This window comes from Flavobacterium sp. TR2 (assembly GCF_025252405.1).
Taxonomy (GTDB): domain Bacteria; phylum Bacteroidota; class Bacteroidia; order Flavobacteriales; family Flavobacteriaceae; genus Flavobacterium.
The window spans coordinates 438,282-460,305 of sequence record NZ_CP104307.1 but is presented as its reverse complement, the minus strand read 5'-3'; the positions used below and the strand labels follow the sequence as shown (position 1 = coordinate 460,305).

29 protein-coding genes and 1 tRNA gene are annotated in these 22,024 nt (G+C 32.6%); 14 read left to right on the top strand and 16 right to left on the bottom strand.

From position 1 onward, the window contains the following. The first annotated feature begins 152 nt into the window (after window positions 1–152). Complete coding sequence (locus tag N4T20_RS02275) at window positions 153–512, top strand: MerR family transcriptional regulator (RefSeq protein ID WP_260671514.1); 360 nt, start codon at window positions 153–155, stop codon at window positions 510–512. A gap of 199 nt (window positions 513–711) precedes the next feature. On the opposite strand, the gene N4T20_RS02270 is transcribed toward N4T20_RS02275, so the two are convergent. From N4T20_RS02270 to N4T20_RS02255, 4 genes are all read right to left on the bottom strand, one after another. Continuing rightward, window positions 712–1,404 (bottom strand): hypothetical protein, encoded by a 693-nt coding sequence (locus tag N4T20_RS02270; RefSeq protein ID WP_260671513.1) that lies wholly within the window; start codon window positions 1,402–1,404, stop codon window positions 712–714. 188 nt (window positions 1,405–1,592) lie between these two features. Further along, entirely contained in the window at window positions 1,593–2,036 is a 444-nt protein-coding gene (locus tag N4T20_RS02265; RefSeq protein ID WP_260671512.1) for a hypothetical protein, read from the bottom strand. An 80-nt stretch (window positions 2,037–2,116) separates the two neighbouring features. Then, complete coding sequence (locus N4T20_RS02260; RefSeq protein WP_260671511.1) at window positions 2,117–2,674, bottom strand: hypothetical protein; 558 nt, start codon at window positions 2,672–2,674, stop codon at window positions 2,117–2,119. Between the two features lie 1,166 nt (window positions 2,675–3,840). Next, entirely contained in the window at window positions 3,841–4,266 is a 426-nt protein-coding gene (locus N4T20_RS02255) for a hypothetical protein (RefSeq protein ID WP_260671510.1), read from the bottom strand. 100 nt (window positions 4,267–4,366) lie between these two features. On the opposite strand from N4T20_RS02255, the gene N4T20_RS02250 reads away from it, so the two are divergent. The 10 genes from N4T20_RS02250 to N4T20_RS02205 all read left to right on the top strand — a co-directional run bounded on the left by N4T20_RS02250 (window position 4,367) and on the right by N4T20_RS02205 (window position 9,265). Then, complete coding sequence (locus N4T20_RS02250) at window positions 4,367–4,576, top strand: hypothetical protein (RefSeq protein WP_260671509.1); 210 nt, start codon at window positions 4,367–4,369, stop codon at window positions 4,574–4,576. 18 nt (window positions 4,577–4,594) lie between these two features. Further along, the gene (locus tag N4T20_RS02245) at window positions 4,595–4,738 is read left to right on the top strand and encodes a hypothetical protein (RefSeq protein WP_260671508.1); all 144 of its coding nucleotides are present in this window, start codon (window positions 4,595–4,597) and stop codon (window positions 4,736–4,738) included. 95 nt (window positions 4,739–4,833) lie between these two features. Next, window positions 4,834–5,193: a hypothetical protein gene (locus N4T20_RS02240; protein WP_260671507.1), complete on the top strand. Its 360-nt coding sequence runs from the start codon at window positions 4,834–4,836 to the stop codon at window positions 5,191–5,193. A gap of 106 nt (window positions 5,194–5,299) precedes the next feature. Next, window positions 5,300–5,575: a hypothetical protein gene (locus tag N4T20_RS02235; RefSeq protein ID WP_260671506.1), complete on the top strand. Its 276-nt coding sequence runs from the start codon at window positions 5,300–5,302 to the stop codon at window positions 5,573–5,575. Further along, complete coding sequence (locus N4T20_RS02230) at window positions 5,572–5,859, top strand: helix-turn-helix domain-containing protein (protein WP_260671505.1); 288 nt, start codon at window positions 5,572–5,574, stop codon at window positions 5,857–5,859. Before N4T20_RS02235 ends, N4T20_RS02230 begins: the two co-directional genes overlap by 4 nt. Window positions 5,860–5,877: 18 nt before the next feature. Further along, window positions 5,878–6,756, top strand: a complete 879-nt coding sequence (locus N4T20_RS02225; RefSeq protein WP_260671504.1) for an HK97 family phage prohead protease — start codon at window positions 5,878–5,880, stop codon at window positions 6,754–6,756. A 28-nt stretch (window positions 6,757–6,784) separates the two neighbouring features. Continuing rightward, on the top strand, window positions 6,785–7,663 hold the full coding sequence (locus tag N4T20_RS02220; protein ID WP_260671503.1) for a hypothetical protein: 879 nt from the start codon (window positions 6,785–6,787) through the stop codon (window positions 7,661–7,663). A gap of 53 nt (window positions 7,664–7,716) precedes the next feature. Further along, a complete protein-coding gene (locus N4T20_RS02215) occupies window positions 7,717–8,514 on the top strand; it encodes a hypothetical protein (protein WP_260671502.1) in 798 nt (265 codons plus the stop codon). A gap of 104 nt (window positions 8,515–8,618) precedes the next feature. Further along, window positions 8,619–8,855 carry a hypothetical protein gene (locus N4T20_RS02210; protein ID WP_260671501.1) on the top strand — a complete coding sequence of 79 codons (237 nt, stop codon included), beginning with the start codon at window positions 8,619–8,621 and terminating at the stop codon, window positions 8,853–8,855. A gap of 173 nt (window positions 8,856–9,028) precedes the next feature. After that, window positions 9,029–9,265 (top strand): hypothetical protein, encoded by a 237-nt coding sequence (locus N4T20_RS02205; protein WP_260671500.1) that lies wholly within the window; start codon window positions 9,029–9,031, stop codon window positions 9,263–9,265. Window positions 9,266–9,368: 103 nt separating this feature from the next. Here the strand turns inward: N4T20_RS02205 and N4T20_RS02200 are convergent, their stop codons facing one another. From N4T20_RS02200 to N4T20_RS02165, 8 genes are all read right to left on the bottom strand, one after another. Continuing rightward, the gene (locus tag N4T20_RS02200; protein WP_260671499.1) at window positions 9,369–9,896 is read right to left on the bottom strand and encodes a hypothetical protein; all 528 of its coding nucleotides are present in this window, start codon (window positions 9,894–9,896) and stop codon (window positions 9,369–9,371) included. A gap of 3 nt (window positions 9,897–9,899) precedes the next feature. Then, window positions 9,900–10,319: a hypothetical protein gene (locus N4T20_RS02195; RefSeq protein WP_260671498.1), complete on the bottom strand. Its 420-nt coding sequence runs from the start codon at window positions 10,317–10,319 to the stop codon at window positions 9,900–9,902. Window positions 10,320–10,517: 198 nt separating this feature from the next. After that, on the bottom strand, window positions 10,518–11,033 hold the full coding sequence (locus N4T20_RS02190; protein ID WP_260671497.1) for a hypothetical protein: 516 nt from the start codon (window positions 11,031–11,033) through the stop codon (window positions 10,518–10,520). Between the two features lie 2 nt (window positions 11,034–11,035). Beyond that, entirely contained in the window at window positions 11,036–11,884 is an 849-nt protein-coding gene (locus tag N4T20_RS02185) for a hypothetical protein (protein WP_260671496.1), read from the bottom strand. Between the two features lie 104 nt (window positions 11,885–11,988). After that, complete coding sequence (locus tag N4T20_RS02180; protein ID WP_260671495.1) at window positions 11,989–12,372, bottom strand: hypothetical protein; 384 nt, start codon at window positions 12,370–12,372, stop codon at window positions 11,989–11,991. After that, entirely contained in the window at window positions 12,357–13,073 is a 717-nt protein-coding gene (locus N4T20_RS02175) for a type VI secretion system amidase effector protein Tae4 (RefSeq protein WP_260671494.1), read from the bottom strand. Before N4T20_RS02175 ends, N4T20_RS02180 begins: the two co-directional genes overlap by 16 nt. 30 nt (window positions 13,074–13,103) lie before the next feature. Then, window positions 13,104–13,547 (bottom strand): hypothetical protein, encoded by a 444-nt coding sequence (locus N4T20_RS02170; RefSeq protein ID WP_260671493.1) that lies wholly within the window; start codon window positions 13,545–13,547, stop codon window positions 13,104–13,106. Between the two features lie 2 nt (window positions 13,548–13,549). Next, a complete protein-coding gene (locus N4T20_RS02165; RefSeq protein WP_260671492.1) occupies window positions 13,550–15,358 on the bottom strand; it encodes a type VI secretion system Vgr family protein in 1,809 nt (602 codons plus the stop codon). Window positions 15,359–15,998: 640 nt separating this feature from the next. Between N4T20_RS02165 and N4T20_RS02160 the strand changes: the two genes are divergently transcribed. Further along, a complete protein-coding gene (locus tag N4T20_RS02160) occupies window positions 15,999–16,184 on the top strand; it encodes a hypothetical protein (RefSeq protein WP_260671491.1) in 186 nt (61 codons plus the stop codon). A 428-nt stretch (window positions 16,185–16,612) separates the two neighbouring features. Here N4T20_RS02160 and N4T20_RS02155 read toward each other — a convergent pair. Further along, window positions 16,613–16,687 (bottom strand) — tRNA-Val (locus N4T20_RS02155). Window positions 16,688–16,865: 178 nt separating this feature from the next. Continuing rightward, window positions 16,866–18,092 carry a bifunctional folylpolyglutamate synthase/dihydrofolate synthase gene (locus tag N4T20_RS02150; RefSeq protein WP_260671490.1) on the bottom strand — a complete coding sequence of 409 codons (1,227 nt, stop codon included), beginning with the start codon at window positions 18,090–18,092 and terminating at the stop codon, window positions 16,866–16,868. Window positions 18,093–18,222: 130 nt separating this feature from the next. Between N4T20_RS02150 and N4T20_RS02145 the strand changes: the two genes are divergently transcribed. Continuing rightward, entirely contained in the window at window positions 18,223–18,918 is a 696-nt protein-coding gene (locus N4T20_RS02145; RefSeq protein ID WP_260671489.1) for a MotA/TolQ/ExbB proton channel family protein, read from the top strand. A 3-nt stretch (window positions 18,919–18,921) separates the two neighbouring features. Continuing rightward, window positions 18,922–19,317 (top strand): ExbD/TolR family protein, encoded by a 396-nt coding sequence (locus tag N4T20_RS02140; RefSeq protein ID WP_260671488.1) that lies wholly within the window; start codon window positions 18,922–18,924, stop codon window positions 19,315–19,317. 171 nt (window positions 19,318–19,488) lie between these two features. On the opposite strand, the gene N4T20_RS02135 is transcribed toward N4T20_RS02140, so the two are convergent. Both N4T20_RS02135 and N4T20_RS02130 read right to left on the bottom strand, forming a co-directional pair. Beyond that, window positions 19,489–20,394: an energy transducer TonB gene (locus tag N4T20_RS02135; protein ID WP_260671487.1), complete on the bottom strand. Its 906-nt coding sequence runs from the start codon at window positions 20,392–20,394 to the stop codon at window positions 19,489–19,491. Window positions 20,395–20,747: 353 nt separating this feature from the next. Continuing rightward, entirely contained in the window at window positions 20,748–21,974 is a 1,227-nt protein-coding gene (locus tag N4T20_RS02130) for a Glu/Leu/Phe/Val dehydrogenase dimerization domain-containing protein (protein ID WP_260671486.1), read from the bottom strand. Window positions 21,975–22,024: the final 50 nt, after the last annotated feature.

Below are 22,024 nucleotides of genomic sequence, written 5' to 3'. Positions count from 1 at the left end.
TCTTAGATTAATGTTTTGTTGTTTCGTCTGCGTTTTCTGTTGTTGAAGTCTTTTCTTATGTTTTAAGCATTAAAAGTAAAAACAATTAGTATATTTGCAATGGTTAAGTATAGACTATACTCTATGCTTTATTGTTGTAAAAAAATAAAGTTATGCTTGTAAACGAATTATCAAAAAAAACGGGATTGTCAATTCATACAATTAGATATTACGAGAATTTAGGAATGATCAAAGGATTGACTGATGAAAATGTGACTTCTAATAATTATAAACATTATGACGCTAATACTATTGAGCGTTTAGAAATTATTATAGAAGCGAGAGAGGTCGGGTTTACTTTGGCAGAAATAAAGAAAATATTGATCAGCTGGTTCGAAACAACTGATTCGAAACCAGAAACACTTGAACTTTTTCAAGCCAAAATAAAAGAGATTGATGATAAGATGAAATATTTTAAGCAGACTAAAAGTCTTCTTGAAAAGGTATGCGAGAAAATAAAGGGTAATGATTGATTTTAAATTGTTTGTTTTTTTTAAAGTGGATGACGAAAGCTCTTGATCTTATCATTTCGAGGGACGAGAAACCACATAAGAAATTCGTTAGCTATATCGTCAAATTTTGTCGATACTTGAATGTGATTTCTCATTCCTTGAATTGACAATGCTTTGTGTTTATAAAAGTTAAGAAGTTAAAAGTATGTTTGTCATTTAATTAACTTTTAATATCTTTTTTAATCTGATTCATATTTTTTTGGATGTGTTCCAAAGTGATTGCAGATTGATTTTTATTTCGCCAATCATTTTCATTGGATTTCCATTCGTCACTAGAAATCTCTTGAATCAATGGAAGGATTTGGTAGAATTTAGTTTCTTTGTTTCCAGAAATAGTATAATACGATATTTCAATATAGCTTTTTATATACGTGTTGCCATGATTTGATAATTCTTGATTTATTAAGAATTCGTATTCATAGCAATGTCTATTATCAAACTCATATATTAAACCTTCATTTTGATTGCTTACTTTGCCAGCATCGAGATATTTTACCAAGGGAAGATCTATTTCTTTGAGGTTTTCTTTTACCAAGACAAGATATGAAACCTCTTTTTGAATTTCAAAATTAGATAACTTGCTATTATTGTTGTATATAGACCATTTAGTTATATAATTTGTTTTCGTTGAGTCTGTATATAATTCATCTCTTTTAATTTGAATTCGTGGAGTGTTTTCCGACTTCATGATTTCTGTTTGTTCTTCGGAAATTCCATTCGCGTAATTTGCAATATTATTGGCTTTAATTGAGATGAAAATGCTTGCAGTAGTTAATGCCGTTGCAGTTATGATTTCAAAAAAGATCTTATTTCTTTCAAGTAAACTGCGTAATAGAATGATTTTATTTTTCATATTTAATTTAGATTATTAGCCAATCTAGGGAAATTTACTAATTCTGAATCAAGTATAAATACGTATTGTATTTGTTGAGAGGAAATAGTGAAAAAAACTGCTAGCGCGGGTATCTCGCTCGTGCTCATGTGGTTTTTTAAATTGATTTAGATTGTGTTCTCGAGCGGGACGCTCGCCCTAGAAAAGATTTATTGAAATAAAAATGTAAAATCTAACAAATTATGATCAAAATTAGCAGGATTATAGTAAAAGTCTAATTCATATTTTAATGCAAGTTTCATTCTTAATAACTCAGGTTCCATATAAATTTCATATGCTATTTTAAAATGATAACCTCTATGCATTTTTTCTAAAATTATTATATTACGACTTGTTTTATCTGATACTTTTTCTAAATCTTCTTCATTTTCTATCCAGCAGTTTGTTTTTAATATTAATTCATCATATTTAATAACAATTTTATCTCCGCATAGCTTAAAATAATCTAGTTCTGTTTTCTCCTTTTTTATTAATTTATTAAGTTGACATTTTTCTATAAAATATGTAATAATGCAGATTAAGAATATACAAACTAATAAAAACCAAGATAAGTATGATGATATTTTGGTATAAAGAAAAATTATGGTCATCATCTAATAAGTTTATCGCACTAGAATTTAAGTGTTTTACTTTTTTATAAAAATTTAAAGTTTTTTTGTAAAAAAATCTTAATCTATTTATCAGGACAATATATTCCAGCTTTATTCCATGTTTCTTCATCTAAAAAAGCACCTTCTCTATCATATTTTCTAATTTTCGTAGTATGTGGAGTTTCAATTGTTATTTTTTTTTCACCATTTGCTGCAATCATCACGATTTCAACAATGTCTCCGCAATAATAAACATCGCTATCTGTAAGTAGATTGGCTGATGAATCGTATGTAGTAGCTTTATATATAAATCCATCTCTAACTTGGTATTTAGTTGTGAATACCTCACCACGCTTTATAAACTTTTCATCAAGTTTTCCGTCAATTTTACCAGCCTTATTTACTGAAAATTTTGTAAAAAAATCATCGTATTTAATTATATAATTTCCTTCTTTTAATATTGTGTCTCGGGCAAGATCATAGCGGTTTTTATATTTAGTGGCTAGAACAGAAAATTTAAAAGTTACTGAATTATGTCTAATCTGAAAATTCTCTTTATTTAGAGTTAAATAATCAATATTTTTTTCTTGAGAGAAAACGAACTGTTGTGTTAAAAACACAAAGGCAATTATAAATTTCATATTTTTTAGTCTTTAATATATTTTGCTGAATTGTTATTTTTTTTTAATTCTGCTTGTTCGTGCAATAAAGTTTATAAAGTCTTTTACCAATTAATTTTTTTTACGACATAAAAATTTTCTTTTTTGCCCCTTATGGCTTTGAAATAAATAGAATCTATGGGCACTAAATTCAAATGTACAAAACACTAAAATATAAAAAAGTCCGAAAACCCCAATAAAATAAGGTACTAAGACCAAAAAAGGTCGAAAATCAAAAAAAATCAAATGTACAAAAGTGTACCATCGTGTATCATTTGTGTACCATTGGAACAGAATTTTAAAAGGTTATGCTGTTATTCAGTACCATCAACACAATACAGACCAAGTAAAATCAATGCTTAAGAGCGTAAAATACCATTTAAAGAACCTTTTAAAATAACTTTAAAAGGTTTTTTCCTTTTGGCATGCTTACTAACCTATATTATCAATAAAATCAATGCACGAGCAAAAAACAGCATACTTTAAAACCTTTTAAAATAGTGTTTAAATATTTTTTAAACGGTTTTAAAAAAACAGTTTACAATCCTAAAAAAAGACTGTTTTAAACCTTTGCTTTGCCTCTTGCTTTGCCTCTTGCTTTGCCTCTAAGGTGTATAAAAAGTAGCGTTGAGATACCCCTCAAATGCACTTTTAGACCCCTTCAAACGTCAAAAAATGGCTTCGAGATGACCCCAAATGCATAAATAATAATACTTTTTTAGTGTTAAGACGCTTTATATCAGGAATTTAAAGTATTTTGTAAATTTTATAAATACGCAAAACGAGTATAAATTCGCATTTTGTGTATTTTGAGAGCCAGAAATGCTAATCGAACATTTTTCTATTGCTTTACTTCTTGCTTTACTTCTTGCTTTACCTCTTAAATGCAAAAAAACTGCGTGAAACACCCCCTATAATTACATTTTACAGCATAAAAGCATCAAAAAACTGCGTGAAATACCCCCTTTAATTCAAAAAATTAATATAAATTATAGCTGTTAGCTCAGTGTTCGTAATGGTTTGCAAGATTTATAGTTATCATCGGCGTCTTAAATACTCCAATTTCGTATAATTTAAATACAAGAATGACGAATAAAATTAAATAATTTTAAGGGCTTGTTCCTACCGTTGGAACAGACAAGACACACCTATAAATTAGATTTTAATTTTTCCTCTAATTCTAATATTTTACTTTGCTGTAATCGAATCGTTTCTCTTTGTGAATCAATAGTTTCCTGTTTGCTCTCCAAAAGAGTGCCTAACGTATCAGTTTCCTTACTTATTTTGTCAATGTTTTCTCTTAATTCAGTAATAATTGAATCATTTTCATTTTTTTTTGATCTGCTAGTTTGTTCTACAGTCATCTTACCACGACCAGTCAATAGCCAATCGAGATTTATATTCTCAATTGCGAATGCTATTTTTTCTAAAACTCCAAACGATGGATTGCCCTTTCTTGTGCCAACTATATTTTCAATAACCGTTGGTGAAACGCCTATTTGACTAGCAAAACGGCTTTTTTTACCATTAAATAAGGTCTTTATTATTTCTTCAATTCGTTCGTTAATAGTCATAATTAATACTCATTTGCGAAATTTTAACATTCATTTGTTTGTAATATTCGCAAAAGCGAATATATTTGCATTAATAACAACGCACAAATATATATAAACAATGGAAATAGAATCAGTAAAACAGAAAATAATTACAAAAATTGAGAAAGGCGATTTAAAAACTTTAAGTACTATTCTAAATGTACCTAGAAATACTGCCGTATCGAGGTTTAATAGAAACAATAAGGATGCTGTTTTATGTATGAAAAAAATTGTTGCGAATAGAGAAAATTTCGTAAAGAAAATGCAAAAACAGTATTCACATAACTAACTAAAAAAAATAAACAACATGAAAAATCCATTTAAAAAAACAAGACTACACAAAGTAAATGCTGAATTAAACGGGATGCAAACAGTTACAACAGTAACATTTTTTGGCATTCCTATTTACAGAAGCACCAAAAATAAGGCTGTGACTGTAAGCTGGTTTTAAGCAGAGTAACAAATAAAAAAAGGTAGCTTTTCTCAGAAGCTACCTTAATTAAATTTAAACCGCTAAGCGGTATAATCAATATGAAGAGCAAAAATATGAAAAATCAAGCAACAAAACAAACAGAGGTTATAAACCAAACAGAATTGCAATCACAAATGTTTACAATTCCAAACAAAGCAATTGTTACGGATATTGTTTTTAATACTGGCGAGATGTCACAAATTGTTACTGCTGTTCCTAAAGGGGTATTCGAAACACATATTCAACTTGGGGTTATTCAGGCATTAAGCATGCAAAATAACATAGCAAGTTGCAAAAGTTCTGTTTTCTCAAACTGTAATGGAAAAATTGAATTAACAATGAGATTTGACACTCATTTTTTTACTGAACAGAACAGAATTGCAAGCCCATGCAAGCAGGAGTATTTATATAGTTCTGTAAGCTATTTAAACTAGATTATAAATGATAAAACTTTCTACGGTAATTATATTTAGCGCAAGCCACAAAAAAAGCCATTCTTAATTGAATGGCTTTTAGTGTTTAATTAAATCAACATCAAAAATGAATCAACAGCCAAACAGGATAGAGCAGTTAAATATAGTCTTACAATATTGCTCCGAAAAGAATAAAGTTTTTACACGTGGCGAAAGAATCTGCATAAATCAGGAAAGAGGCTATTTACTAGGCTTAAGTTTTCCCAGTTCAGAAGCTACGCAGGTGTTTCAGCATTCAGAACTTTTACAGTACAAAATCAGCCAGACGCTTAAGGAAATAAAATACACAGGATGGAATCCTGACAAAGAAATAGAAATTAACTGGTCAACTGATGCGCTATGAGCAGACAAGTAAAACACATCGAAAAAAATAAAGCGATTGCGCTTTATCTAAGCGGAACATCACAAAAGAAGATAGCTATAGAATTAAATGTGACTGAAAAAACCGTTGGAGTATGGCTTAAAGAAACCAAAGCGAGGCGCAAGAAGTACAGTCAGGATTTAAAAATATTAGGCGCGCGATTTAGGATTTTAGTAGACGATCCAAATTCGAATACGCAGGACATAAAAAACCTTGCAATTTCAATCGAAAGAATCGAAAACATTTGGTACAAAGAAATAATGTAAAAATTTTTAATAATAACTATGAAACACACATTTTTAGTTTCTGATGAAACTGTTAACAGTTACGGTTTTAGAATCTTGACGGACGGAATTGACACCACACGTTTTGAGAAAAACCCAATCATGCTTTATATGCATGATACCCCAATGGTTATTGGACGTTGGGAAAACCTACAAAAGAGAGACGGTAAATTGTTTGCTGATGCCGTTTTCGATGAAGCTGACCCATTTGCAAAAGAAGTAATGGGAAAAGTTGAGAGAGGATTTCTAAAAGCTACAAGTCTCGGTATTAGACACGACAGAGATGCATTGCTTAAGGATGATAACGGCGATTATCTGAAAGAATGCGAATTGATAGAAATTTCGATTGTTGCAATTCCAAGCAATGGAAACGCTCTAAAATTATACACTGATAATTTTGATACAGTACAACTAAAACTTAATCATTTAAGTGATGTAAATTCAATTGCCACACTTTTAAATCTGCCAAGCGGGGCAGAAAAAGACAAACTGGTTCTGGGGGCAGTCAAGACTTTGAAACTTGAAAACGATACTCTAAAATTAAAGCTTAAAAAAGTTGATAACGCCCAACAACAGGAGGCTGGCGAAATGATTGATTTAGCAATCAGCAGACGTTTACTACAGCCAGCACTTAGAGAAATTTTCGTTAAACAATTTAGTGATGATTTCTATGAAGCGAAGAAAAATCTTTTACAGCTGTTCCCTATAAAAACAGTATCACTTTGGGAAATGCAGGAAACCGAGAGGTTAAAAAATGCTAAATCTGATAAAGATAAATCTGAATGGACTTTAGAAGATTACAGAAAGCATGCTCCTAACGAACTGGCTTCAAATCCCGAAATGTTTAAAAAATTACTTAAGGAAGAGTATAAAAACTAAAAATTAATCTTAAATATAAATACTATCTATGGCATTACAATCACAGATTTGGACTAGCCAAATCATGAAAAATTACTATTCAGAAGCATCTTTTTTGAAATACGCTCAGGATTTCTCAGAAAATGTAAATTTTGACATCATTAATATGGCGGATTGCGGTTTCGACCCTGCCGTATTGATAAACAACACTACTTATCCAATTGCAATTAATGATCGTGAAGATACACCGCTTTCTTTTGAACTTGACTTGTTTGAAACCACCAACACAAAAGTGAGCAATCCTGAAGCAATGGAATTTGCGTATGACAAAATGGAAAGTGTCATATACTCACACAGAATGTCTTTGCAGGCAAAAACCGGAGCAAAAGCGGCTCACGCATATTCGCCAAGTTCACACTCAGCTAATACGCCAATTATTGAAACAACCGGACCCGACAACGGCGATGGATTTAAGCGTATGCTAGTGATTGATATTTTAAGGCTAAAAAGAGCATACGACACTTTGAAAATACCTGTTGACAAGCGTTACTTGGTTCTAGAGCCAAGACACCTTGAAGATTTATTGGTTGAAGATTTAAAAGCTTTTAAAGATATTACAGACATTGTGAACGGCAAGCCTAAAAGATTTGCAAGTTTCAATATCTTGGAGTATGGCGAAAATGCTATCTATAACGCTACAACTAAAACTAAAAAACCTTTCGGTTCTGTTCCTGGCGCATCTGATACTTATTCATCTTTTTCATTCAGTTCTGACGAAGTGATGAAAGCTGACGGAACTGTAAATGTTTACAGCCGTGAAAAAGACCCAGAGTTGAGAGCGACAATTATTGGTTTTGACAAACGTTTCTTAGCGATGCCAATTCGCAACAAAGCAAACGGTGCAATTATTTCTGCAAAAGTTGCATAACGCATAAATTAAATTTTACATAGCAGGCAGTTTTCACTACAATATTTTTATTCATGAATAAGATAAATTTTAATAAGACAGGCGGTTTTCCGTTAAAAACTGAAAGGTTGCAGGAGATATTTACAACATTGTCTATTTTCAATGCCTTTGGACAATTGGCGGGAAACCTTACCATTGTTTCAGGCTGTGATAAAATCGGCACCACAGTTAAAAACGGTTTTGTTTTTATAGATGGCGAACTTTTGGAATTTCGCGAAGCTTCAGCAGTCAATGAAAGTTCAACGGTTATCATTATCGAAGAAAATAAAGAAGCAACCTTTGAAAACGGTGCGGTAAAAACTGTGCATATTGTTCGTTATGCAACAATTGGAAGCGCTGAAATTTCATGGCCTTGGAACTCGTTTAAAAGACCATTTCCAACAAAAGATATTGAAGAATTTAGAAGTGATTTTGCCAGTAGATTAAATTTAATTGAAACGAAGCTAAACGGAATCGAAGAAAATGCACAGAAAAATGTTCAGTCAGATTTCAACGTCAATGATACAGCATCGAATGCATATATTAAAAATAAACCTGCTTTCTTAAAAGTGCTTTATCAAAATACTAAAGTCATTGGAAATATAACATCGAACAGTTATTCTACTGTTATTTCATTCCCAAATATTGGCACATCAAATTATCAGGTTCTGGGGTCATTTCGTTCAAATTCGGCAAATTTCAATTTGGACAACAACGTATTTCATAACACACGAGAGCATTCAGCTACGTCATTTAGATTGTGCATTCGCGAAATGACTAACGACGATCAGAATGTATCATTTGATTACACAATAGTAGAAAAAACATCCTAATTGCAAAATTGCAAATAGAATAATATTTATCTATATAAAACCGCCTGTAAAGGCGGTTTTTCTAAATTATAAACAACGCATAAATGATTTAAAAAGAAAAATAAATGACAGCAGAACAGACAAAACTTTTAAAACAAAAAAATACTCTTCTTAGATATAAATTGATTTATGAATTGTACAGAAAATACAAAACGGAAGACATTCCCGATTCTGTAGTTCTTAGAAAGTATATTAAGCCAATTTATCCAATTTCCCGAGTGACATTTGATAAGATTTTAACCACTTCGATAAATAAAAAGCTACAGCAAATAGAAGAACTAGAAAAAATGAAAAGCCGTTAATCATATTAACGGCTTTTTCTATTCTACTTTTAAATTGTTTTAAAAGGTTTTTTAAACTGCTTTAAAAGCTTTTATAAATAAATGATGTCTAGATTGCTCCATTCTATAATATAAGCTAAAACTAGCCCAAAATCGATTTGTTTAAAATGTAATATATCTATAAATTTGCTTCTATGGCTTTAACAAAACAATCTTTCGGAATACGATACAGCACATTACAGCGTTACAAACTTATTTTAGATATTTATAAGGCACATAAAACGCCTGATGTTCCTGATACGGTTATCCTACGTAAATACATTAATCCTGTCTATCCTATATCAAGGACAACATTTTACACTATTCAATGTACTGCAGTAAATAAAGAACTTGCAGAACTCGATAAAATTAAAGACCAGTATATAAATTGATGGTCATTCAATCGTAATTTTTAGTTTTTTTATTTATCGAACAGTACTTTTACTTAAAAAATGTACATTTCATTTTATATTTGTGTTCATTTCAATTTTGCGATTATAAATCGCTAATTTTTTCAAAATCATTAATCAAAGATTTATTTTCATTTCTGAATTTATCATATGTTGTCAATTTTATTGTATCTCTAAATTTTAAATTATCCAATGATCTGTTTATATCGTATTTTTTTAATAGTTTTCTAGCATCTGTTTTCGATATTAAATGATTTCGTTCTTTGATGATGATATTGATAGGTTTATTAATTAATGCTTTATCAGAATCTAATTGATATATTATTTTTGTTTTGTTTTGTTTTTTATAAACTTGATAATCGAAAGAACCGTCTCTTAAAGTTTTATTATCAACTCTATATAGCCAGACAACATAATCAACCGAAGAATCGATAAGTATTTGAAATTCAAAAGGAATCGATAAGACAACGCTATCTTTTATCAAAGGATTTTTTAAATTAGGCAGAATAGTTACTATTTCTTTTGTATCTATTTGTTTAATTTCAAGAGTTTTTTCCTCTTTGCAAGATATTAGCAATGAAACTATTGCAACAATAATATGAGTATATTTCATTTTTTAGTTTATAAAGATAGAATCAACGTAAGTTTTATAATTATCAGTATTTTCTTCTTTTAATGTATAATAAAGAATAGTATACTCAAATAAAGATTTATTATAATTGTATTTTATTAATTGATTTTCAGAAAGTTTGTTTAATTCTTTTAATGTTTTTATTTCTCCTTTTAGTAATTTATTTAATATTTCATTATTTATCAAAGTATACTGATAATTTCCATATTTATTCTTATTAAACCACTCAGAATCTGTCAAATCATAAATCCCCGAAAGCCCTCTATCTTTTGCTTCTTCAATAGTGGTATTTACCATTCCGTCCCAAACTTCTTCAATAGGTTTGCTAATGCTTGGATAAACCATTGCATTTAAAAAGTCCAAAGGAGCAAACATGGTAGTGATGATCTCTATTTTTTTTTTCATCCATTGCAAAACTTATTAGATCTAAAGCTTGAAGAATATAATCTAGTTTTTCTACATTTTTTAAAATAGCATTGCGAACCCCTGCTAGCGCAAACGTCTCGCTCGTGCCCGTATAGTTTAAAATTGATTTAGATAGTGTTCACGAGCTGGACACTCAAGTTAGCAGGAGATTATTATTCACTTGAATATCACAATTGTTTAAAAAATATTCTTATGCATATTTGTTTTTAAAGGCAATTTTGATTCAAATATTTTTTTCTTAATTACTTTTCCTTTCTGATTAACTTTAAAGCATATATATATGTACCCATTACCTATTGTTGAATATGAAAAACTATTTACTTCGATTATAATACTTACATAATTTAATTTCTTTAATGCTATAATCTTAGTCGGAATGAGATTCGTAAAATCTTTGAAAACAATATTTTTAATGTCGTAATTATTTATTTCTACTATTGGATTTTGAGAAAAATTTATTTTATCAATTATTTTTTTTGTTACTGAACTTTTATTGCACTCTGAAGTAATTACATTTTCAGTTTTTAGAATAAACTTGATTTCATTATTATATAAATTCTCATTAATATAATAAACATATGTAGAATCATTAATTGGTGTTCTACATGATTCTATTTTTTTTTGAATAAAACCAGATCTATCATTCTGCGCACTTAATATGTTTAAGAAAAAACAGAAAAAAAATGTTGCCATCCTCATAAATTACCTGTTGAGCTATTTTTAAAACTAAATGAAGTTGATTTATAGATAATGGTTGTGCCAAAATCTCCTTTAAACACAGAAACTGATTCAAATATTGATTTATCAAGAATGTTGGAGTTTGACCAATTTTTAAAAGCATTTTTTTTATGATCAGGATGTATAAATAACCATTCTTTCCAATTTTCATTAGTACAGATGTCCGCTCCTTGCCAACCAATTCCTCCATCAGAATAATCCTCATCTACATAATCATTGTTGAAATATTTAACTGCTTTTATAGTATACTCTATAGAAGTTTTCATTTTAGTATTATTATTTCTACCGTCAGCATTTTTGTCGAAATCGATAATTTCATTTAATTCAATATCTAAGAAATTTCGAAATGCAGGATTTCCTTGTGCTCCATAGTGGAAAGTATGGGCGTAAGTACTATCATCCCATTTGTTTCTCATTTTAATTAAAGTGTTATTTAACATCCAACCATTCTTATATTTAGCAACTTTAGAATTAGTTAATTGTTTATGATGATTGACAATTATATATGGTATGCATTTTATAACATCTAATGAAAACCCTGATTCTGAATAAGCTAAACCAGCTATTCTTAAAAACACATCATTTTTAATTTTTAACGATTCGGTATTATTATATGTAACAAAATCATCCCCATTTTTATTTTTTTTAGTAGATTTCCCATCGCATACATACACATCATCAACACTTCCCTCAAAATCGGGTTCATTTACTTTCCCTTCAAAAGTTCCCTCTTTATTATAAAAATGTCCAACATCTCGTTCCACATTTTTAGGTTTTCCATCTACTTTTTTAGAAGAAATATCCACATATTAGAACGAACGAGTCGCTCGTGCCAATGTAATTTAAAATTGATTTAGATTGCGTTCAAGAACCAGCCACTTGCATTGGGAGAAAAGACTTTCAAATTATTTTACCTCAATAGTTTCTTTACAAATTTGTCGAGTCCTTTTGATTCATAAAAATTAAAACAATTACAAAAAATAATATTCTTATCTCCAGTTTCAAAATGTAAATTATTCTCTTGAGAATGATATATCCCCGTTATCGCAATAGTGTAATCTACTATTTTATTTTTCAACTCATCATTCTCTAAAAATCCCCCGTTTATTGAAATCTGAACTCCAGAAGCATCTCTATACGTTTTATAAAATGTTGAATCAATTTTTTGATAATTATAACTCAAACATTTATTGAAAGCATATTTTTTTATTTCTACTATTTTATTTTGCCCAACTATTTTTAAAAAAAACAGTAGAAAAATTACTATATAGATATCTTTTATTTTAGTTCCCATAGCTTTATTTCGTCTGTTTGTATAACAATATTTTTTTTCTTAATGGGGTTATATCGCTCATATTTCATATTAAAATAGTAATATTCACTTGATGGATCATTATGTTGTGGTTCTCCAGGATATATTAAATTTTTACCATCCCATAAAGTAAAATGACCTGAAGCATTTCCCCATCCAGAAACTTTAAACATCACAATTCCCTTAAGTTTTCTTAATTTAGACCAATCAGTAATTGATAATCCAACTTTTTTTTCACCTACATCAGCTTTTTTGAGTGTTACATCAAATTCTGGTGAACCTAGGTTTTCTTCTAAGTATTTTCCTAATTCTTTTACTCTATACCAATAATAATATTTTTTATCTCCTATACTTGCCCCAGTATGTACTCCTCCACTAGAGCCTCTTTCTCTATACTTTGAATTATCTTTAGGAAGTTTAAAACCACTTAAATTTAATCCTCTACTCATCCTAAAAGAACAAGTATTTTCCCAATCTTCGGGTGCTTTGCTGTATAAATTTATTAAACCATTACCTATGTCACTATATAGAGTAGCGACATTTACAGAAGTATCTGGGTAATTTTTAATCATATCATCCCATTTTGGTCTTGTTGGAGCTATTCCTCTTGCCTGAACACCGCCAGATGTAGCTAGAATAACACGTTGCATTAATTGTAATGGGATCATTTTCTCAAAATCCATAATTTTTTTTATATAGGTTTATATTCGCTATTACTGCATATCATCTTTTTCTAGTAAATTCAAAGTGTAGTCTTTTAACACTTTTTCAAAAATTACAATGTTATTTTTATCTACTGTTTTAGTAAGATTTAATTCTTTCAAATTATCTGTCAAAGCTTGTCCATCTTCACTTTTTATACACACTGTTACGCTTTCTCCTTCTTTATAATTTATAGTTTTTACAACCAAATTCATGTCCACATAAAATCTTGATTTATCGGCTAATTTTGTATCTCCAAATGTCCAATATATTTCTACTATCCTCTTTTCATCTATAAGTACAGGTGCTTCAATAGGATCTCCATAAGAATAACTCTCCGACGTTTCATTTATAAAACCTTGAGCATTAAAGGTGATATTGCCTTCCGAATACATATAATGGTTTCCTTTGGTATATATTGTTGTTGTTCCCTCAACTATTCTTATTCTGCTCATTATTAATTATGTCTGGTGTTTTCTCCACTGTTATTTAGTATCTGTTTTTGGGCGTTCTTATTCAAATCGCCTTCGGTATAATGATTTAAACCTTCCTTGCTATTGTCATGTCTGTCCTTTTCGGTTCTAGATTCAAAATTCCCTTTAATATGTTCAGAGTATTTTCCATTAATAATGGCACTAAAATCAGTTCCAACATCAAGTCCTTTTGTTCCTCCAATATTTTCACTATGATTTAATCCGATCATATCGGTTTTATTTATTGTAACATTCGTTGACATATTATTTCCCACATTAATGACAAGGTCTTTACAGTTAAGAGTTAAAGTGCCTGGAGTTGTTAATGTCATATTTTTATTCTCCTCATCCAAATGAATTTCATTCCCGCTCGCATCAGAGAGCTTGATGCACACTTTTTCTATAAACTTAAGCATCTGTCCAAATCTGAACTTCCAGCCTTTTATGCTGTTTTTAGGGTCAAAGAACTCCGGTTTTGCCTGTCCGTTATAATGCGAACCTGATACGTATGGTCTCTCGACATTGCCGCCTTCAAAACTTACCAGCACTTCATCGCCAATTTCGGGCCTGTAATACGTGCCTCTTGACGGGCCTGCGTAATGCTGCACCACGCGCATCCAGTCGCTATCGTTTCCCCAGCCGTTCCAGTAAAGCTCCACTTTTACGCGCCCCAGACCTTCGGGGTCGTTGTTGTCTGTTACTTTTGCGGGTTGGGTTTCGGCTTCGGCAAAAGCTTTTACATCTGTATAATGCGGCGCCGCAACATCTGAAGGGATTGCCCTGAACTCGCAGCGGTAGTTTCCGTTTACTTCTGAGTGGTGCACAACTTCTATGGCCACCAAATCATGTCTGATTTCTTTGTTATGAATCACGAAAACCTGTCCCAAACCAATAGGATAATAGGAAATCCCGCTGTAAAAAATTCTGTTGGCATCGCTTCCCGCTGTCTGAAGCCTGACCATTTCTTCGATTTCTTCCTTATTCTGGGCATTATTGGTGTAGGCGCCAACGCTTAAATCTGAATTGGTTATGGCGTCCTGATTCCACCCCATAGAAATGGCGAACCTATCTCGGCTTCCCGCTGCGGTTTTGAGCGATGAATTTCGAATATTTGACGCTGAACTGTAATCATACCCTCCTAATGAAATTTTACTCGAAACCAGATTTGCCTCATAGGTGAATCCATGGAGCGAAGATCCTGCAATGAGTTCGACCCTGCTGGATTTCAGCTGCCCGAACTGCATCCGCATTCCGTCAAAATAAAACCATTCTCCATAGCGCGCCGAAAGCCTTTTCATGAATTCGAAACCCGTTTCATTGTACTGCGGCTTGCAGCCAAAAGTTTTAGTGAGTGTGGGTTTGATGGCTTCTCTTTGGTAAAACTCTCCCGAACTTTCTTCCGCAAAAATTTCCAACGCAATCTGCTGCAGGGTTTTGTTCAGAAAAATTCTTGACTTTTTCATATCGCTCAGGACCACGGTATGGCTGATTCCCGTAACGTGCAGTCCCGCTGGGCTGCCATGCAGATCAACCGATTTCAGGCTTTTAATAATCCCTTTGGACATTAATTTAATATCATTAACCTTAAAGGTGAAAATCACTTCGCTCCCTATATGCTCTGCAACCGCTTTTGCCTGATCTTCTGGAGCAATCACAGCCCTTCCGCTGTATTGCCATACAAAAGAAAAATAATGGTGGTCGGCCATTTTTTGCGACAGCTTCAAATCTGAATAGATGATATTCTGGCTAAAGGAATTGATGGCTATATGGACCTGTTCGCTGAATTTTGACATAAAAATAGTTTTAAGTTTTTATTTAAATAAATTCTTACAATTTAAAGCACTTTATTTACAGGTGCAATACCTAGATTTAGGGATTTTTTGAAAAAAAACTCCCTAATTTCTTAAGGAGTTTCTAGGTGGGCGATGATAGCTTGTTCCGATTTTTCATCGGAAGGTTCGAATCCTCGACCACTTTCGATGAAAAATCGGAATGCTCTGGACTGGTTGGAGCTAAACTATATTTTGGAATGTTTAAGAAGCTAAAATCATAATTGAATAAAAACAAAAAAACTCCAAAATCATAAGACTTTGGAGTTTTTGGATTTTGTGGGCGATGATAGCTTGTTCCGATTTTTCATCGGAAGGTTCGAATCCCCGACCGCTTCCGATGAAAAATCGGAATGCTCTGAACTGGCTGAACTAAACTATATTTTGGAATGTTAAGAAGCTAAAATCATAATTGAATAAAAGCAAAAAACTCCAAAATCAAAGAACTTTGGAGTTTTGGAATTTTGTGGGCGATGATAGCTTGTTCCGATTTTTCATCGGAAGGTTCGAACCCCCGACCGCTTCCGATGAAAAATCGGAATGCTCTGGACTGGCTGAGCTAAACTATATTTTGGAATATTTAAGAAGCTAAAATCATAATTGAATGAAAAGCAAAAAACTCCAAAATCAAAAGACTTTGGAGTTTTGGAATTTTGTGGGCGATGATAGCTTGTTCCGATTTTTCATCGGAAGGTTCGAACCCCCGACCACTTCCGATGAAAAATCGGAATGCTCTGAACTGGCTGGAGCTAAACTATATTTTGGAATGTTTAAGAAGCTAAAATCATAATTGAATAAAAGTAAAAAGCTCCAAAATCAGGAGATTTTGGAGTTTTGGAATTTATGGGCGATGATAGCTTGTTCCGATTTTTCATCGGAAGGTTTGAATCCCCGACCGCTTCCGATGAAAAATCGGAATGCTCTGAACTGGCTGAACTAAACTATATTTTTGAATGTTTAAGAAGCTAAAATCATAATTGAATAAAAGCAAAAAACTCCAAAATCAGGAGATTTTGGAGTTTTGGAATTTATGGGCGATGATAGCTTGTTCCGATTTTTCATCGGAAGCGGTCGGGGATTCAAACCTTCCGATGAAAAATCGGAATGCTCTGAACTGGCTGAACTAAAATATATTTTGGAATGTTAAGAAGCTAAAATCATAATTGAATAAAAGCAAAAAACTCCAAAATCATAAGACTTTGGAGTTTTGTAATTTTGTGGGCGATGAGGGGTTCGAACCCCCGACCCCCTCGGTGTAAACGAGGTGCTCTGAACCAGCTGAGCTAATCGCCCTATTTTACTAGGTTGCTATCGTTTGTGATTGCGAGTGCAAATATACGCTAGTTTTTGAGTTCTGCAAAGAAATTCGAATAAAAAATAAAACTTTTTTGAAAATAGTCTATATCTACTTGTTTATGAATTTGTTATTAAAATGATTTTTTTGAAGTTTTTTGTAGATCAAAAGTATATTTTAGTTCAAAGGCAATTCGGCAACAACAAAAGTGCTTCCTCCAACATAAATAAAATCGTTTTTTGAGGCGTTTTTCGTTGCTTCCGCGAAAGCGATAGCTACAGAATCATATTTTTCTCCAATCAAACTGAATTTTTCAGCTGCATTTTTTAAAGTTTCGGCAGGTAAAGCTCGTGACGAATTTGGATGACAGAAATAATAGTGTGCTTCTTTTGGGAATAAAGGCAAAATTGAATCCAGATCTTTATCATTTACAACTCCCAAAACAATGTGAAGCTTTTCGTATTTTTCATTTTTTAGCTGATTCATTACAACCGACAATCCGTGTTTGTTGTGCGCAGTGTCGCAAACAATTTTAGGATTTTCTCCCAATTGCTGCCATCTTCCTTGTAAACCGGTATTCTTTACAACATTCAGTAAGCCTTTTTTTAATTGCTCGGTCGAAATTTTAAAATCGGTTTCGTTATTTAGAATGGAAATTGTCTGCTGAACTGTTTTTTTATTGTGAAACTGGTAATCTCCAATTAAATCTGACAAATAAATCTGATCAATCAAATCTGAAGCAAAAGATATCGGCGCATTGTTTTCTTCGGCTTTAGCCAAAAATACAGGTTTGGTTTCATCAGTATATTCGCCAATAACAACAGGAATGTTTGGTTTTATAATTCCAGCTTTTTCTCCTGCAATGGCTTTTAGAGTATTTCCTAAAAACTGAATGTGGTCTAGACCAATATTGGTAATTACCGAAACCAAAGGCGTAATAATATTGGTTGCGTCCAATCTTCCGCCAAGACCCACTTCGATAATGGCAATATCAACTTTTTCGGCTGCAAAATAATCAAATGCCAGACCAACCGACATTTCGAAGAAGCTCATGTCATTAGCTTCAAAAAAAGATTTATGTTTTGCGATGAATTCGATCACAAATTCTTCGGAGATTTCTTTTCCGTTTATTTTAATTCTTTCCCTAAAATCTTTCAAGTGCGGCGAAGTGTATAAGCCCACTTTGTAGCCCGCTTCCTGAAGAACAGAAGAAAGCATATGCGATGTAGAGCCTTTTCCGTTTGTTCCTGCGACGTGAATGCATTTTAGGCCGTTCTGAGGATTGCCAAGATGAGCTGCCAATAATTTGATATTTGTTAAATCTTCTTTATACGCAGAAGCACCTTGCAATTGGTACATTGGAAGCTGATTAAACATCCAATTGGTAGTCTCTTGATAGTTCATTTGTTTAGATAAAATGGTTGTTGATTGAAATAAATTTCGATTTTTGTAGTTTAATATTACAGCGAAAATTATCTTTATTGCAAATTTCAAATATTTTTTAGAATTAATTATTAAAAACCAGAATTAATATATGTTTAGTTTTATTCAGTTACAAACAGATACAATCGCAAATGCTTCAAATGTAGTGATCGAGAAGATTGCAGAACCGCAAAACGAAATTTCAATGTTTGGGTTCATTATGAAAGGGGGAGTGTTCTTAATTCCGATCGCGATTTTATTGTTTTACACTATTTATCTCATTTTTGAACGTTATATGTACATTAGCCGTGCGTCTAAAATTGACAGTCGATTAATGCAGGATATTGGTGAAAAATTGCATTCTGGAAATATTGAGTTGGCAAGAACAATTGTAGAAAGAAACAATACTGCAGCTGGAAATATTTTAAAAGAAGGTGTTCTAGTAATTGGAAGGCCAATTGCTGAAATTGAGGCCAACATGGATCGTGCTGCGGATATCGAGATTGGCGAAATGGAAAGACACTTAGGTCATCTTGGGCTTATTGCCGGTATTGCGCCAACGCTAGGTTTCATCGGAACGATTTCTGGGGTAATCAAAATTTTCTACAGTATTTCGGTTACCGAAAATATTAGTATTGGAAATATTTCTGGAGGTTTGTATGAAAAAATGATCAGTTCAGGTTCTGGATTAATTGTGGGTATTATTGCCTATAGTGCCTACCACTTATTGAACGGAAAGATTGATAATTTTGCTTTAAAAATTCAGAAACAGATTTTAGAATTTGTCAATATAATTCAAAGAGCATAAGTCATGTCTATTAAAAGAAAAAGAAGATTTCACGCTGAAGTAGCCACTTCATCTTTGAGCGATATCATGTTTTTCCTGCTGTTGTTTTTCTTAATTATTTCAACACTGGCAAACCCGAATGTGATTAAGATGACCTTGCCAAAAGCTAAAGCGAATGAAAAAACCAATAAGCAGTTGATTAGTTTATCGGTTACAGAAGATAAAAAGTTTTACATTGACAAACAAGAAGTAGCGTTTGAGAATCTAGAAACGAGTTTAATGTCTAAAATAGGAACAGATAAGGAGCAAACTGTCGTAGTTCGAATTCCGTTTAATCTGCAAGTTCAAGACTTGGTAGATGTTTTACAGATAGGAGTAAAGAATAATTTGAAATTTGTAATTGCAACAAGTCCGAAGTAAAATAGTATAAGGGCGTGACCACAATAAAAAATGGGCCAATCAGCATACACGGAAATTACTTGTCTGTCTTTCGACTTCGCTCAGGAAGACAGGCTAATCGCAAATTAGAATAAATAACACATAAAAAAGGCTTTCAGATTTCCTGAAAGCCTTTTTTATGTGTCTTCATTATTAGTCCAAACTAAAATTGTAAATAATTTTTCCAACTTGTTTTGCAGGAGCATCGCTGTCAGACTCCCATTTTGTATTCATCGCTGCGATTCTTGCTTGGTCTAATAAGCATTTTGCTGTATTTGTTGTTCCTTTAATTCCTGGTGTTGCGCTTATTGTTTTCCCGTTTTGGTCCACGCTTACTTCAACCACGACTTTTCCTTCTTCGTTGCAAGTATATTTTGGTGCGGGTTTAGAAAGTGCTTTTCTATTTCCTAAAGAATATCCAGATCCTCCTCCAGAACCGCCGCCGCTTCCGGCTCCATATCCGCTTCCTGTTCCAATGCCATTCCCAGTTCCGTTACCGCCTCCGGTTCCTCCGCCAGAACCGCCACTTCCGTAGTAACCGTTAGAGTTTAAGCTTCCGTTTGATTTTCCTTTGTTTCCTGCGGCTTTATCGTCTCCGTCACCTCCTTTATTAGAACCTTTCATAATGCTTGCTAATGCATCATTTGTTGAGTTTGAAACTTTTGGTTTTTCAGGTACAGGTTTCTGTATTGGTTTTTCGACAGGAACAGGCTTTTTGGGCTTTTCTTTAGTCGGAATTACAACATCATTATCTGCAGTAGTATTTTCTTGAGATATAATGGCTTCTTCTTCTGGAGTTGCTTTTGCAGGTGCTTGTTTTACGTTGTTTTTTACATCCAGAACTTCGCTTTTGTAATTGGCGCCAGAACCTAAATCGCTGTCTCCAAAGTTTACTGTTACGCCACCGCCGCCACCGCCGCCATCTGCAAGAGCTACATTATTCTCTGGATTGTATGGTGGCCAGAAACGTATGAAAAACAGCAATAGAATGATTACTGCATATATAGCTGTCGTGAATAGCAATGATTTCTTTTGATCTGAAGAAATTGAGGAACTCATTTAAATTCTAAATTTTGAAATGTATTATTTTAAAAACGTTTAAAAGTAGTAAAAATTGTTTAGAATAAAAGAGAGAATTTAACTGCAAAGGGCGCTAAGTTTTTTTTAAAATTATAGCGCAAAGCACGCTAAGATTTACGCAAAGAAACGCAAAGTTTTAATTGACTTAAATTTGAGTGAATCTTAAGATTAAAAGTTCACAAAGCTTTGTCAAGATAAAGCTTTGTGAACTTAAATTTAGATATTGCTCTTCAAATTAAAATGTCTTAGCGCGCTTTGCGTTAAAAAATCTACGCCACAAAAAAACGAGCCAAATAGAAATCTGGCTCGTTTAAAATAATGTGTATAAAAAATTACACTAACTGTTTCAATGCAATCTCAAAAGCAGTTGCACTGATATTTGTTTTGGATGAATTTAAAGCGTGCGCTTTAACAATTGCATTTTTAATAGTCTCTGAAGTATCATTAAAAATTGCCTCGTCAGTCATCTGTACTTTTTTCTCCATGAAATAAGCAAAAACTCTCGCCATTCCGCAATTTGAAATAAAGTCAGGAATCAAGCTTACCTTGCTGTCTACTTCTTCCATGATAGAACCGAAGAAAATCTCTTTATCAGCAAAAGGAACATTGGCACCACATGAAATTACTTCCAATCCGTTTGCAACTAAGCTTTCAATTTGAGCTTGAGTTACCAATCTTGAAGCTGCGCAAGGCGTGAAAATCTCAGCCCCAATAGTCCAGATCTTAGAATTGATTTCTTCAAACGGAATCATATTGTCGGCAACTAATTTGTTTCCGTCTTTATTTAAAAACAAAGTTCTGATTTCTTCAAAAGAAAAACCTTCTTCTTTAATTAATCCTCCATCACGATCGATAATTCCGATAACTTTTGCGCCCATTTCGGCTAAGTAAAAAGCAGCGGCAGAACCTACGTTTCCGAAACCTTGCACGATTGCTTTTTTTCCTTTAATGTCTCCTCCATATGTTGTATAGAAATGACGTACCGCTTCGGCAACTCCAAAACCAGTAATCATATCAGCAACTGTATATTTTCTGGTTACGTCTGGTGAGAATTTTGGGTTTTCGATAACCTTAATTACACCTTGGCGCAATTGCCCGATTCTATTGATTTTATCAGCGTCTGTTGGTTTAAAGTGCCCGTTAAAAACCCCTTCCTGCGGATGCCAAACACCACATTCTTCTGTCATTGGAATCACTTCATGAATCTCATCAACATTCAAATCACCTCCAGTTCCATAGTAGCTTTTTAATAATGGGGAAACCGCTTTGTACCAGCGCTGTAAAACACCTTTTTTGCGAGGATCGTTTGGATCAAAATTTATTCCAGATTTAGCTCCTCCAATTGCAGGGCCTGAAACAGAGAATTTAACTTCCATTGTTTTAGCTAGAGACAAAACTTCATTCATGTCTAAGCCTTTTCTCATTCTCGTTCCTCCACCCGCAGCTCCTCCGCGAAGTGAATTAATAACAGTCCAGCCTTCGGCTTCTGTTTCTGAATCTTTCCAATTGAAAACAATTTCAGGTGCTTTGTTTTCAAATTGTTGTAATAAATCTTTCATTTTGTTGAGATATGTTTATTTTGCGTAAATGTATAAAATTGAATAATGCG

Excerpts from the sequence above, each read along its gene's own strand:
- N4T20_RS02275 (WP_260671514.1), top strand. The coding sequence starts at position 153 with ATGCTTGTAAACGAATTATCAAAAAAAACGGGATTGTCAATTCATACA.
- N4T20_RS02270 (WP_260671513.1), bottom strand. The coding sequence starts at position 1,404 with ATGAAAAATAAAATCATTCTATTACGCAGTTTACTTGAAAGAAATAAG.
- N4T20_RS02265 (WP_260671512.1), bottom strand. The coding sequence starts at position 2,036 with ATGATGACCATAATTTTTCTTTATACCAAAATATCATCATACTTATCT.
- N4T20_RS02260 (WP_260671511.1), bottom strand. The coding sequence starts at position 2,674 with ATGAAATTTATAATTGCCTTTGTGTTTTTAACACAACAGTTCGTTTTC.
- N4T20_RS02255 (WP_260671510.1), bottom strand. The coding sequence starts at position 4,266 with ATGACTATTAACGAACGAATTGAAGAAATAATAAAGACCTTATTTAAT.
- N4T20_RS02250 (WP_260671509.1), top strand. The coding sequence starts at position 4,367 with ATGGAAATAGAATCAGTAAAACAGAAAATAATTACAAAAATTGAGAAA.
- N4T20_RS02245 (WP_260671508.1), top strand. The coding sequence starts at position 4,595 with ATGAAAAATCCATTTAAAAAAACAAGACTACACAAAGTAAATGCTGAA.
- N4T20_RS02240 (WP_260671507.1), top strand. The coding sequence starts at position 4,834 with ATGAAAAATCAAGCAACAAAACAAACAGAGGTTATAAACCAAACAGAA.
- N4T20_RS02235 (WP_260671506.1), top strand. The coding sequence starts at position 5,300 with ATGAATCAACAGCCAAACAGGATAGAGCAGTTAAATATAGTCTTACAA.
- N4T20_RS02230 (WP_260671505.1), top strand. The coding sequence starts at position 5,572 with ATGAGCAGACAAGTAAAACACATCGAAAAAAATAAAGCGATTGCGCTT.
- N4T20_RS02225 (WP_260671504.1), top strand. The coding sequence starts at position 5,878 with ATGAAACACACATTTTTAGTTTCTGATGAAACTGTTAACAGTTACGGT.
- N4T20_RS02220 (WP_260671503.1), top strand. The coding sequence starts at position 6,785 with ATGGCATTACAATCACAGATTTGGACTAGCCAAATCATGAAAAATTAC.
- N4T20_RS02215 (WP_260671502.1), top strand. The coding sequence starts at position 7,717 with ATGAATAAGATAAATTTTAATAAGACAGGCGGTTTTCCGTTAAAAACT.
- N4T20_RS02210 (WP_260671501.1), top strand. The coding sequence starts at position 8,619 with ATGACAGCAGAACAGACAAAACTTTTAAAACAAAAAAATACTCTTCTT.
- N4T20_RS02205 (WP_260671500.1), top strand. The coding sequence starts at position 9,029 with ATGGCTTTAACAAAACAATCTTTCGGAATACGATACAGCACATTACAG.
- N4T20_RS02200 (WP_260671499.1), bottom strand. The coding sequence starts at position 9,896 with ATGAAATATACTCATATTATTGTTGCAATAGTTTCATTGCTAATATCT.
- N4T20_RS02195 (WP_260671498.1), bottom strand. The coding sequence starts at position 10,319 with ATGAAAAAAAAAATAGAGATCATCACTACCATGTTTGCTCCTTTGGAC.
- N4T20_RS02190 (WP_260671497.1), bottom strand. The coding sequence starts at position 11,033 with ATGGCAACATTTTTTTTCTGTTTTTTCTTAAACATATTAAGTGCGCAG.
- N4T20_RS02180 (WP_260671495.1), bottom strand. The coding sequence starts at position 12,372 with ATGGGAACTAAAATAAAAGATATCTATATAGTAATTTTTCTACTGTTT.
- N4T20_RS02175 (WP_260671494.1), bottom strand. The coding sequence starts at position 13,073 with ATGGATTTTGAGAAAATGATCCCATTACAATTAATGCAACGTGTTATT.
- N4T20_RS02170 (WP_260671493.1), bottom strand. The coding sequence starts at position 13,547 with ATGAGCAGAATAAGAATAGTTGAGGGAACAACAACAATATATACCAAA.
- N4T20_RS02165 (WP_260671492.1), bottom strand. The coding sequence starts at position 15,358 with ATGTCAAAATTCAGCGAACAGGTCCATATAGCCATCAATTCCTTTAGC.
- N4T20_RS02160 (WP_260671491.1), top strand. The coding sequence starts at position 15,999 with ATGAAAAGCAAAAAACTCCAAAATCAAAAGACTTTGGAGTTTTGGAAT.
- N4T20_RS02150 (WP_260671490.1), bottom strand. The coding sequence starts at position 18,092 with ATGAACTATCAAGAGACTACCAATTGGATGTTTAATCAGCTTCCAATG.
- N4T20_RS02145 (WP_260671489.1), top strand. The coding sequence starts at position 18,223 with ATGTTTAGTTTTATTCAGTTACAAACAGATACAATCGCAAATGCTTCA.
- N4T20_RS02140 (WP_260671488.1), top strand. The coding sequence starts at position 18,922 with ATGTCTATTAAAAGAAAAAGAAGATTTCACGCTGAAGTAGCCACTTCA.
- N4T20_RS02135 (WP_260671487.1), bottom strand. The coding sequence starts at position 20,394 with ATGAGTTCCTCAATTTCTTCAGATCAAAAGAAATCATTGCTATTCACG.
- N4T20_RS02130 (WP_260671486.1), bottom strand. The coding sequence starts at position 21,974 with ATGAAAGATTTATTACAACAATTTGAAAACAAAGCACCTGAAATTGTT.